Here is a 13,268-nt window from a genome sequence, read left to right as displayed (position 1 = left end):
GCTGCCCGGCCCTGGGGAGGCAAGGGGTAGGTCGCGGCTCATGCGCCCGACGGGAAAACACCCAGGTCGGAGTTCGCCGTGCTCGTGCTCGTAATCGAGTTTCGTTGCAGGGCGGTCTCGATTACGAGCACCGCTGCGCTGAGCATGAGCACGTGGGTCCTGGGGATACCCGCGAGGGCATTCCGCCTAGAATCACGGGGAGATTGGTATGGTTTCAGGCGAACCTCCGATCGCCCAATCGTACAGCGCCTGCGCATCGTCGTAATTGACTTCCAGGTCGACAACGATGTCCAGGTTCACGTCGTACGCCAGCGTGCCTCCGTTTTTCGACAACGCCCGATAGAAGGCAACGGCGTCGCCAGTGTTGACGATGCCATCGGTGTTATAATCGCCGAAGTCGGGCCTGGAGGTCGGGTCGTCCGGATCTGTGCCCTTTGACTTCTCGATGGCATCGCTGAATCCATCGCCGTCGCTGTCGGTCAGATCGAGAGGTTCAGGTTGTGCGTCCGACAGGGCGAAGTACGCATCGAGCAACGAAACCTCGCCGCCGATCGTGTTGCGATTCATGTTCTGATACTGATTGCCGACAGGGAACCAGGGCCCCTCGACACTGGGGGCAAAGAACAGGTTGAGCAGAAGTTCTTCCTGATCCTGAATCTCAACATCACGGTAAGAGAACTCAACGAGCATCTGGCCGGCGTTCTGGCGTTCCGCCTGAATGTGCCAGTACACGTCGGCCGTATCTTCGGGACCGACGCCCAGTCCGGAGAGATCCCCATCGCCACGGTGGATAAGAGTTGTCACGCCCGTTCCAGTACCGCCAAGGAACCCGACAAGCGCTCGGCTGACCGGAGCGAGATGACCTCCGATTCCTCGCCGCGGCACGGCGCCGTCTTTGATGTGACCAATGACAGTGGCAGAGACCGCGTCGCCGCCGCCATAGAGCAGCGCCGCGTACCCGGATTCATCCATCCCGGAGGTCAGATTTGGATTCACGCCTGCATGTGAACCGATTGCCGCGTCGGCAATTCCGTCGCCATTCATGTCGCCTGCCGCGTTGGAGGAAGCGCCGAAATGATCGAGTGCTTCCGCACCAAACACCTCCACATCGGGGTGGTCGACGGAACTCAGAAGAACGGTTGTGTTCTTCGGAAGCTGGTCACCATAGAGAATCGATGATTGATTCCCGGTGGTGCCAGGAGAACCGACAACGAGATCCGAAAGCCCATCGCCTGTGATGTCACCGGCGGCAACGGAGACGCCGGCCATGAAGCCGCCATCGTCGCCAAAGATCCGCGTTTCCTTCATCGTCGAAATGGCACCATCGGTGTCCATGCTGTAGGCGGTGGCGCGCTGGATCTGGTCGCCCCAGAAGACGTATACCTCGCCGGAATTATCATCGGAGAAGCTGTTGGTCGGTCCACGTGCTTCCGGCGCCCCAACGATGACATCGGCCAGGCCGTCTCCATCCAGATCGCCGGTGGCGGCGGAGTACCCGAACTTGTCCTGGAAGTCGTCGCCGAAAATGCGCGTTTCACCAAGAGCGCTGATCGTATCATCCGTATTCAAGTCGATCTTGGCCCCGGGCGTGATTGTGTCTCCGAAGACGATCGCGGTGAATTCCCCGTTGCGCGATGTGAGGATCAGATCATCGTAGCCATCGCCATCCACATCGCCTGTGGCCAGCGCGAAGCCTAACTGGTCATTCTGATCGTCGCCGTGGATGATGGCCGTGTTGTCGACGGTCCCACGGCGACGGGAGGGGAAGGTCGCAGAACCAAATTCGACCTGAATGGCGCCGGTGAAAATGACCGACCCATCGGCCGATGGCGCAGTGCGCGATGCGTAGATGGCATCGGTGAAACCATCGCCGTTTATGTCGCCCGCAGCGACCGTATTGCCGGTCTCTCCATTAGTGATACCAGTCGTAAGCATCACCGAATCCGCTGCCTGTCCGGGTGCGGCGGTGACTTTCTGGCCAAAGACATTCGCGTTGCCGAAGAGAAGGAACGCTCCGCCGAGTTCGCTGGATCGCCGCACGGGGTCGTAACCGGGAACGCCGACGAGAGCATCATCGTAGCCGTCGCCGTTAAAGTCGCCTGTGGCGACGGAGGTGCCGCACCGGGCGTTGTTCGCGTCGCCTTCGATGACCGTAATGTTCGAGGGCGGGCTGTTTCCAACCGTGTGGAGGCTGAGTTCATCGAGCAGCGGCAAGGTTCCATCGCCGGCGATCAGGAATGCTCGCCCAGGACGGTTCGCAATGTCAGAGGCGTTCCCAGTGGCACCAATCAAAAGGTCATCGTAGCCATCGCCATTGAAGTCGCCCATGGCAATGGTACTGCGATAGTCGCCACCCAATGCATCATTATCCGACTCGCCGTAGATGCGCGTGAGAGGATGTCCCTCCTGACCCGGCGATTGAGAGAGATCGATCGCCGTCGGCATCGGAGGAATCGTTGGTGGTGCCGTCCCAGTGGGGGTCGGGGATGGCGTAGGAGATGCGGTTGGCGTTGGTGAAGGAGTCGGCGTGGGCGCGATGCCGATGCCCGTGACGTAGAAGGTGTAAGGCGACTCATCCGGGTCGTCGTTCGGAATCGAAACGGTCGCCATCCGATGGCCGCCGACGAAGGGCTCGAATGTCATGGTGAAGGCGTTCTCCGCTCCACCCGCGTAGACGAGCGGATTCGGCGGTGTCGCCGTGAAGTCGTATGGGCTGAGACCAGAGAATTGCACCGTCGGCGTTCCCGTCAGGTGCAGGTCCGCCGCCCCATTGTTCTTGACGAGCATAACGATGTTGTTGCTGTCGCCCACCGCGGTGTCCGGGAAAGCAACAGTGCCATTCAACGGAATGGGGTAGCGGTTGAAGCTCTCGTCGAAGCGAATGAGTTCAATGTCGGGCTCCGGTCCTGCGCCGGTTGTGAACGACCAGACAGGCGTCTCGTAAACAGAGCCGCAAGTGTTCCGCGCGTAGAGCCGCCAGTAGTAGGTTGTGTTTGCCGCCAGTTGTGAGTCCGTGATCGGCATTGAGTTACCGGTCAGGCCGGGAACGAAGAGCTCCGGTGGGTTCGTCGTTCCGAAGTGGAGATCGAACAACTGCGCGTCGGGATCGTCGCTCCAAGACAATGTCGTTCCCGTCGAGTCGACGTTCGTTGCGTTGTTCGATGGGGAGATGTTGTTGATTCCGGAGATCGCCGAGCACTTGTTTCCAGCCAGCTCAAAGAACGCGTCGTGAATCCGAAGTTTCCCCCAGCCCCACTGGTCGTTGTAGACGGCTCCGGTGTCTGAATCGGTGTGTGCGGAGTCGTTGATTGCAGCGGCGAGGTCAGCGGGCGTGGAGGAAGGCACGGCCTCCCACAACAAGGCACAAGCCGCAGCAACATGCGGTCCAGCAGCACTGGTTCCTCCGAAGTTCGTGTAGTAACCCCAGTCGCCCAACTGCGCGGTGCTGATGCATGTGAGAATGTCGTAGTCGCCGGGGGCCGCGATATCCAGAACGTTCGCCCATCCATCAATGCGCGGTCCACGTCCGCTGAAGCCGCTGATGGGGCCTTCGAGGATGTCAACACTGTAGCTGCCGACATTGATGCCTTTGTCTGCCGTTGAAGGCCAGGTGATCGTGCTGGCCGGCGTGGAATTGTCGACCCAGTAGGCGCCTCCGCTCCAGGAGGTGGCATCGTCGGCAACGTAGAAATGCACGCGCCGGTCGGAATTGGTGTACTTCGCCAAGCGCAACTGCCAATTGCCCGACATCGCGGCCCGGTCATTTCGAGCAAGCTGCATGTCGTATCGAACGGTCCCACGAACCGTGGGGCCGGTCTCTATGACGCCGTAGGCTGTATGGTCGTCGCCGATCGCGACGTCTCTTGGCAAAACGTTTGGATTGATGGAAGTCCAATCGCCTGATGTACCCTGGCGAATCTCGTAACGGAAGTCGGACAGTTCGCCCGTGTAGAGAAGCGAGAAGGCCAGGTACTTGATTCCGGGATCGGCAGGAATGTCCAATGTCTGCGTCTTCATCTCGGTGATCGCGCCGGTGAAGTCTTGCTGCGCGTGCCGATCGGAGGTTCCGAGGTTTCCGTTGGGAATCACATGGACGGAACGAGTGCCCTCCATCTCCTGGGTAATGGCCATCTCGAGTGAGGAGGACCCATCCAGGTATTGGCCGGTCCAACCGCCGAATTCCCACAGGCAGACGTCAGCTCCATTTGTGAGCGCCCAAGTGAGCGTCGAAATATGATTGGGGTTACTCTTCCTGTCGATGGGGAGCAACTCGGCGCCTGGCGCAACGCCAACGTAGGCACGGCCGAACCCAAGTTCCTGCCCCGCAACAATTCCGAGCACACTGGTGCCGTGACCACCAGGGTCCGGCGGAGTATCGATCAGATTCGAGCCGCGAGTATACTCGATGTAACCCGCGCCGAGCGCTTTGTAGATTTTGCTTTCCTTGAATGGTGCGAGTTTCTCGCCGACTTCAAGGATGTGATTTCCGTTTGTGTCCTCGACATAGAAGACGAGCTCGCCATAGGCCGCATCCGATTCGGAGAAACCTGCCGCTGATCCTGTGTCGCGTTCGCCATTCCGGTTCGCATCATTGTACAGCCAATCGGTGTGCGTATCGTAGACGCCCGGAAGTGCGAAGGAATCGACAAAGTCGAGGTACTCATCCGACTCCAACACACCACTTCCGTCGAGGTCCACTCCGTCGACGCCGGGAGTGAAGAAGCCGTTGTTATCGGCATCGACAAGATCGTAACGAATGTATGGCTCCGCGCGGAAGAAGAAGGGATGCGTGACGTCGACTCCGCTGTCCCAATCCGCTACGCGGATGCCTTGACCCGTATTGCCGAATGCGTTTGTGCCAGTCGGCCACTGATGACGAATGTCGGCCTGGATCTCCGGGACGGAAACATCGAGCGTTGAAACCTCGTGCAGACCTTTTCCCGGCTCGATGAATTCGATCCGAGTGTCTGACCGCAAAGCGCCAAGTTGATCGTTGGTAATCCACGCCGGATAGAATCGGTCGTAGTTCGCGATCTGGCTGGAATTCGGAAGGCGCATCCACTCGATGCCGAGTTTCTTCTCGTAGGCATCGGCTTCCAGATCCGTCAGCGGTTTGTCGAATCGGATCGTGACGCTGACGCGTCCGTCGCTCCGATAGAGGCTGGGTGCCTCGGATCCCAATTCCCGGAGCGACCTGCCGCGCTCAACTGCGTCGAAGAGAACGAGCAGACTTCCGTCAACCTTCGTGCGTTCCGCGGCCTCCGCCGCGGCGCAAATTCCCCCCACCGCCCCCACCAGGAGCAAAACGAACCAGCGCTTCATGGTATGCGTCCTTCACGGAGAGCGCGCGGAGCGGCAACTCTCCGATGGTGGGGTATTCTTCTCGATGGTGAAGTTTTTATAGGAGGAAGCACTCCGGGCATGAAAGGAAAAAACGCCCGAGGCAAGGCCAAACCACTCATGGTCGGGTGTAGATACACCTCTAATGCAGATTGACTCCTGCGAGACTCGGGAATAGCCAATTGAATGCACCAGAAAAGCCAGCATGTTCCGCATTCGCTGCGGATTGGAGGAGGTATCTCGTCATGAGTACTTTTCATGCGCGGGTGCGCAGTGCTGTTGGGGCACTGGGCGCTCTACTATTTGCATTGTCGATTTTGCCAAGTCCAGCGCTTGCGGCATCGGACGACATCCCGACGGATCTCGCCAAGACGGCGGCAACGTACTATGCGCACCAGCGCTGGTCCGATGCCCAGGTCGCGACAATTACGCCCTACTATGCACTGGATGGTTCAGTAAACGCCTGGGCTGTCGAGTTCGCAGAAGGCGATGATCCGGGAATCGTCGGGACAGTACTTGTGGCAGGACACTCGGACGTCTATCCAATGCTGGAGCGGTTTGTCGGTCCAGCGCCTCATACGCTGCAAGGTGATCGCGTCGCCGATCTGGCGAAGATCTCTGCGCGCGGCGAAGACGCGATCGAGCGATCGTACTATCTCGGGGCACTGGCAGTCTTTCATGAGCCGAACGACGGCAGCCGTCGTTCCGATTCCGATGCGCCGGCGTGGCTCGTCGACACGTGGGCTTCGAAGGTCTTCGAAATGTCCGGACGTGCGCTCCGTTCCGGAAGATTGCCGTCGGTGAGGAAAGACAAGAATATGCCGCCACCGCAAGATATCTGGGCGGCCTTCAAGGCAACCGGCTCTCCCCCGCCGTCACCAAATGTGCAGCGTTCCGATCCATCCTATTTCCATATCAACGATGTTCCCTACTACCACCAGGATGATTATGGTGCTAACTGCTGCGCTGAGAATGCCAGTGCACAGGTCATGGGCTACTGGGACGATCATGGCTTTGGGAATCTGATCGACAATGGCTCGTCACAGACAGGCCATGAAGATGAAGCCGTATATCGTCTCATGCGCGCGCTGAGTTACTCTCCCGAGAATGGCACTTGGGATTATGCCATGGCGCCAGGCCTGCGCAAGTTCCTGCGCGACGACTTCTATAACAACAACACGCCGATCGGAGTTTCGGACAAACAGGGAGACGAGGGCGAGTATCTGGGTTGGGAGAATGACCTAAAGGCAGAACTTCTTGCCGGCCGACCTCTGGTCTATTCGAACTACGACGAGGACGAGTACCCCGAGTGGGCACACTCGACGACGGCCGCCGGGTATGATGAATGGGACTACAATAACAAGATTCTCCTTTTGCACCACAACTATCGAATTTACAAAAACGACCGTTACCAGGATACACCATTTGAACTGGCTTGGGACAATGTGCCCGCGGATAATGAATCGATCCAGAAGGTGATCCCGTACGACGATCCCTACGAGTGTCTCTGGTCGGATGATTTCGAGTCTGGCCTGTGGGGAGGCCCGTGGACGGGTCTGAGCACTGGCAGCAGTACACAATACTGGGGCGAGACGCAAGCACGCGCTCACGGTCCGGCAGACGACCCGAGGCCACCCGGCGGAGACAACGACTACTCGCTTTACTGTGTAGGCGATCATTGGGCCGCACCTGGTCCGTATCCCAAGAATGTGCATACCTACATCGTTTACGGCCCCTTCAGCACGCTGGGTTGGACGAAGGGCGATATGGCATTCTGGTACTTCTTCCAAACAAACGATGCGGCGGATGATTATGTTGCGATCGCAGGTTCGACGAACGGAACAGACTTCGCCCCCGTGAAGCTGGGACAAACCGGCGGCGATTGGACTCGCAAGTCGCTCTCGCTTAACAACTACATCAATAAACCGCAGGTGTGGTTAGCGTTTCTTTTCCACAGCGACAGCGACTCGACCGTTGGAGAGGGTGCGTACATCGACGATGTTTACATTCGCGGATGGCCCGTTCTGGATCGACTCGTTCCGCCATCCAGCATTGTGGCCTCCGATGGGTGGTATACGAACGAGATTCGCATTACGTGGACCGCCGTTACTGGAGCAACGCACTACAAGTTGATGGTGATGCGCCCCGGGGAATCTGACTATACTGACCTGACGGGTTGGCGGACCGAGCGCGAATTCCGCTATTCCAATAACCTTGTTGCAGGTGAAGATTACAGATTCCGTGTCTACGCCGCCGCCAGCCCAAGCGGCACGCGAGAAAGCTACGCGATGGAAGATACGGGGTGGGCACGACTTCCTGTGCCAACCGGTGTCTCGGCCAGCGACGGCACAAGCGCGGACTACGTCAACGTCACATGGGACAATGATGGGGATTACTATCGAGTCTTCCGGGCGGACGATTACGAAGCTCCGGCCGCGCCGATCAGCGATTGGATCCAACAGTCCTACTGGCGCGACCAGACTGCAGTTCCAGGCGCAACCTATTGGTACAGCCTGCGGCGGGCGACGGATGCATCTGAGACCGCGATGAGTCTGTATACGACTCCAACATCGGGATGGCGGAAGTTGTCGCCACCTGCGAATGTCACAGCCTCCGACGGAGAATACCAGAACGGTGTCAAGGTCGAGTGGCTCGAAGTCGCAGGCGCTGGTGCCTATCGTGTCTATCGCCAGGCCACCACGTCGGACACAGCAGTTCCGCTCAGTGGCTGGATCAATGACGACACGTTCACCGACACCACGGCGGAAGCGATGACGACGTACTATTACCTGGTCAGTGCGGCGGCAGATAGTAGCGGCACGAGAGAAAGCGAACTGTCAGTCCGCAATGCCGGCTGGCGTACTCTGCCCGGCCCAAGCAATGGGGCTGCAACACAAGGAGGGTATCCGGATAAGATCGTCGTGACCTGGGATGCCGTACCAGGGGCAAGTTACTACTGGGTCTATGTCTCAGAAGGCGAAACGTGCGACGATTGCTGGGAATCATCGGCGATGACGTCGACATCGTTCGAGTACACGCCCAGTGTCTTTGGAAGGACCTACAACTTCTGGATCGCATGTGGAACGCGCTCGAGCGGGGTCTACAAGAGTTCGCAGGCCGGCCCATTTGCGGGATGGACGGGTCTGCAGGCACCGTATAACGTAGATGCTACCCTTGGGACATATACGGGCGGCGTGGAGATCACCTGGGATACCGTCTACGGTGCCGAGTTCTACAGAGTATGGCGGTCGGTCAATCCATTGGATCCTCTTCCATCTCTGATTATGGAACATGTCAGCGGTAACCAAGTGGTCGATCGAACAGGGTACTTGTGCCAGAATTACTACTATTGGGTCAGTGCCCACACATCCAATGGTTCAAGCGAGCGCGGCGGCCCCAGCGCAGGCTCCTACAACACGCCGCCACCTCATTCGGTTTCTGCGTCTCAGGGAACCTATCTGGATTCCATTGTCGTGGAGTGGCCGATCGTCTTCGAGACAAGTTACTACCAGGTGTATCGCGCCGACAACATTGCGGGCGTCGCGCGAATCGCGATCACTTCCTGGGACACGGAAACACGATATGTGGATGAAGATTTCTCTCTGACTGCAGGCCTTCCGTACTACTACTGGGTGCGCTCGGCTGGAAATAGCTCTGGCGGTTGCGCAAATGGTTACAGCGAACCGGTAATGGGATACAGAGCGGAAAACGGCCCATCCCCCGTCGAGGCTACAGATGGTACATACACCGATAAGGTTGTCATCTCCTGGAGTCCCAGCGCCGAAACGCGTTACTACCGTGTTTCGCGATCGGTCTCGCTGCTCGGTGAGAAGACCGATCTGAGCGGCTGGTTTGAGGGCATCAGCTACGAGGACACCACCGCGCAGCCGAATATGTCCTACTACTACTGGGTGCAGGCATCTCGTACATACGATGGCCAGTGCCCCAGCAAGTACAGCAATGGCGATGAAGGCTATGTGATGCACTCCAGTTGGTCGCAGCCGCCGAATCTGACGGACGGCTACGATACGTCAGCATACGTCGACACAAGCGGACAGACAATCATTATCGATAACTGGGGATCCAATGGATCGGAAGTGCGTGCCATACGCTGGTGGGGATCGTACGCAAACTGGCGGACCGGCGAAGCGGGTCCGGTCAGCGCGCCTGAAACTCGTCCCTCCAGTTTCGATATCGCGTGGTACTCGTACATCGATGGAACGCCCCCGACGATTGGTGCGCAGCAAGGCAAATACACCATCTACTCGTACAGCGAGGATTGGGATGATTCCATCTACAGCAGCAGTTCTGGCACTTACGAGCATGAGTTCGTGTACACGGCGGCTTTGCCCGGAACATGGCAACCTGTAGATGGAGAGATGTACTGGCTGGCAATCCAGGCGCACTATGGCGGCTCAGCGCCTTCGGAGGAGTGGGGTTGGCTGAACAGCGATGAGGACGAAAACGTGGCGCCGCAACAGTCCGTCAGCGGCGGACCGGCTGTCGAACTCGCATGGCCGGTCGGACACCGTCTCTACGGCCATCCGTTCAATATGGCATTCGAGATTCTCGGCGATCGTGTACCGCCGGTTGCTCCAACACCTTCACCGACGCCGACGCCGTATCCGGACTCAAAATGGACACAATTGCCGAACTTCATCGATGGCTACGATATGGCTTCGTACAAGGACTTCGCCGGAACGATGGGCGAGAAGATCTACGACGACTGGGAATGCACGGACGGTTCGCCCATCGTGAAACTGGAATGGTGGGGGTCTTACTTGAACTACGGAATGGATGATCCCGCAACGATTCCTCCTCCGGCAAACAGACCCCGGCAGTTCCTGATTCGCGCGTACGAGTGGTCGGATTCAGGAGGTTCACCGCGTCCGGGCTCTCTGCTCACAACCCAGGTCCTTGAATCATGGAGCGAATCCGGTGGCTACGCGGTTCGATCCGGATCCATGCCTGGAACCTACGAGCACGAGTATCGCTATGAGGCCAGCCTGCCCACAACGATCACACAATCCGCCGGCCAGAAGTACTTCCTCTCGATCGAGGCCATCTTCGATGATAGCATGATCACGTACCCATGGGGATGGCTGACCTCTGAGCACGAGTGGGGAAGTGCGGCCCTGCGTGAGACGAGCGGTTTCTTCACCGAGTTGAACTACCCGCCGGGCCACCGATTGGAGAGCCAGCCGATCGACGCCTCATTCGCTATGCACTTCCAGAATGTCCCGACTCCTACGGTTTCCCCGACGCCATCTCCTTCTCCGAGTCCAACCCCGTCGGCGACTCCGTCCCCAACTCCGAGCGACACACCCACCCCGTCCCCATCACCGACACCGGACAACATGTCCTGGAATCAACCCCCGTCGGAAGAAGACGGCGAGCTAGTACTCTCGTGGGGAGAGGTCTCGCCCCGCTCGCTGCCGATGTACTCGACGGCGGACGACTGGGAAGACTCGGGATCCGGACAGGCGATCGGGACAGTGACGTTCTACGGTGGCTACCAAGGCTATCTGTCCGGATTCGCCGGGCCTGTGATTGCGCCCACGATGCGGCCGGAGCAGTTCCAACTTCAGTGGATGGAATTCACGACTGCAGCAGGATTGCCCGTGCCTGGGCCGGTGACGCATGCAGCACTCTCGGCCGTCTACAATGAGACCTATGTTGCCAGCTATTCCATCTGGGATCAGCCTGGACAGTATCTGCATGTCTTCCGGTATGAATGCCAACTGACAACGCCATTCGTTCCGCCGGCAGGTGCAGTGGGATTCTTCTCGGTCCGTGCGCTGTATAGCACGGCCTTCCCCGACTATCAGTGGGGCTGGTACACGAGCGACTCGCGGTGGAATGCCGCGTCGGTGCAGCAAGTTGACGGTGGAGAGTGGACAGAACAAGTCTGGCCACCCGGCCACCCGCAGGAGGGTCAGGCAGTCGACATGGCGTTCCAGTTCTCCGCGCCGGCTCCGACGCCAACGCCAACCGAAACGCCCTCGCCGACTCCATCTGCAACGCCGACGCCGTATGTCTACGATCTGCAGGGAGAACAGGCTCCCAACATGACTGATGGCTATGACGTGCAGTCCTATCGTGATGTTGGAAATACGTTCAGCCAGGTGGTTGCAGACGACTTCGCCATTCCGCCCGACTCGACAGTTCAGGCGCTCAAGTGGTGGGGTTCCTACGCAAGCTGGCAGACCGCGACATCGGATGAGGTGAACTCTCCGGCGTGGATCGATCCGAACGCTTCGCCTGGAGATCCCTGGCCGGTCGAGCGGCCACTGTATTTCGAGGTCCAGGTCTATTCGTCAAATGAGGATCCAGCGCCGCATCCGGGCGAGTTGCTGATCCAGGAGCAGGTGCGCAATTACACCGAAACGTGGGCCGGCGCGGTCGAGCAATGGCAATACCCCGGCTCCTACGAGCATGAGTACCTTTACCAAGCTACATTCAATTCCCCGTGGGAGGTTGCGCCGAACGAGCGCTACTTCCTGTCCATCCAAGCCGTCTACGGGGATGGCTTGATTCAGCACGGCTGGGGTTGGCTGAACAGCGATGATGGGCACATGGCAGCAGCCATGATCGATATCGGCGGCGGATGGTCACCAATGACATGGCCGTCGGGTCATCGACTGGATGGTCAGGACATGGATATGGCGTTCGAGTTGTGGACGATCATTCCGCCAACGCCTTCTCCGACGCCATCACCAACTCCTGGTCCAACAGAGACACCCACGCCGACTCCGACAAACTACTACTCGCTGGATGTGCAAGCGACAAACGGTACGGTTTCGACCGATCCAAGTCAGCCCGGTTACGCCCCAGCGAGCACCGTGCAACTGAACGCGAAGGGAGCCGACGGGTTCCACTTCACGAATTGGACCGGCGATGTGCCACCGGGCTCCGAGTCCACGAATCCATTGCCGTTGCTGATGGATGGGAACAAGAGCCTGACGGCGCTGTTCGCCATCAACACGTACACGCTGCTGACATCCACAACAAATGGCCAGGTCACGCGCCAGCCGGACAAGTCGTTGTACGATTATGGTGAGACGGTTCGCCTGGAAGCAGTAATGGATCCCAACTGGGAGTTCATCGGCTGGATTGGCGACGTGCCCGCGGGCGGTGAATTGACAAACCCGATCGATGTGACAATCGATCAGCACATGACGATAGAAGCGCAGAGCGATCCCGCCGGCAACCCGATGTGGATGCTGCGCTGACGCTTGGCCCGGGGTAGTCCCCCTTCCCCACCATTGCCCGGCGCTGGGACCTCCCCTGGCGCCGGGCTCTGTCTTGGGTTGATCCTTGCACTTGTGCCGCCGAGGTGTTCGCATACGGTCATCCGCAAGGGAGAACCGCCATGCGACGCACTCACCTCTATGTTCTGGCAGCGATCCTGGGGCTGATCGTCGCAGCGTTCATCCTCTACAAAGTGTACAGTGTCGTCACCTCGCAGCGCGATGAAGTGGAAAGCCTGAGCGCCATGGCCGTTCAGATGGAATCTCCGCCGCGAGCGTGAGGTCTGGCGAAAGCCACCCAAACAGGCTCGACACCGCCCAGCCCGATTCGTTAGGTCCATTGGGCTGGATAACGACGATTCACTGATTCAGGGAGTATCGAACAATGGCTCTTCGCATTGCCATCGGAACAGATCATGGCGGCTTCGAGGAGAAGAACGCACTCGGGAAATTCCTGGTGGAGCGAGGCTACGCGCCGATCGATTGCGGCACGTACACGCCGGAGTCGACGGACTATCCGATTTTCGCCGGGCGCGTGGCGCAGGCCGTTTCCACCGGCGCTGCGGATCTTGGCGTGATTCTGTGTCGTTCCGGAAACGGAATGATGATGGTGGCGAACCGCTATCCGGGCGTTCGTGCAGCGCTGGCGATGAAGAAAGCTACGGCTCAGTTGGCTCG

Annotated in this window: 3 protein-coding genes; 2 read left to right on the top strand and 1 reads right to left on the bottom strand. The window is 58.8% G+C overall.

Annotated features, from left to right (window positions below):
• Positions 1-192 precede the first annotated feature (192 nt).
• The gene (locus tag KQI84_13675; protein ID MCB2155927.1) at positions 193-5,322 is read right to left on the bottom strand and encodes an FG-GAP repeat protein; all 5,130 of its coding nucleotides are present in this window, start codon (positions 5,320-5,322) and stop codon (positions 193-195) included.
• 263 nt (positions 5,323-5,585) lie between these two features.
• Here KQI84_13675 and KQI84_13670 point away from each other — a divergent pair, with 263 nt between their 5' ends.
• Together KQI84_13670 and KQI84_13665 are read left to right on the top strand one after the other, a co-directional pair.
• Positions 5,586-12,572 (top strand): hypothetical protein, encoded by a 6,987-nt coding sequence (locus tag KQI84_13670; GenBank protein MCB2155926.1) that lies wholly within the window; start codon positions 5,586-5,588, stop codon positions 12,570-12,572.
• A gap of 140 nt (positions 12,573-12,712) precedes the next feature.
• Positions 12,713-12,871, top strand: coding sequence for a hypothetical protein (locus KQI84_13665; GenBank protein MCB2155925.1), 159 nt, complete (start codon positions 12,713-12,715; stop codon positions 12,869-12,871).
• The last annotated feature ends 397 nt before the right edge of the window (positions 12,872-13,268 follow it).

Source organism: bacterium (genome assembly GCA_020444065.1).
GTDB lineage: Bacteria > Sumerlaeota > Sumerlaeia > SLMS01 > JAHLLQ01 > JAHLLQ01.
Note: the sequence above shows the minus strand (reverse complement) of the source record. Positions and strands in the feature narration are given on the sequence as shown.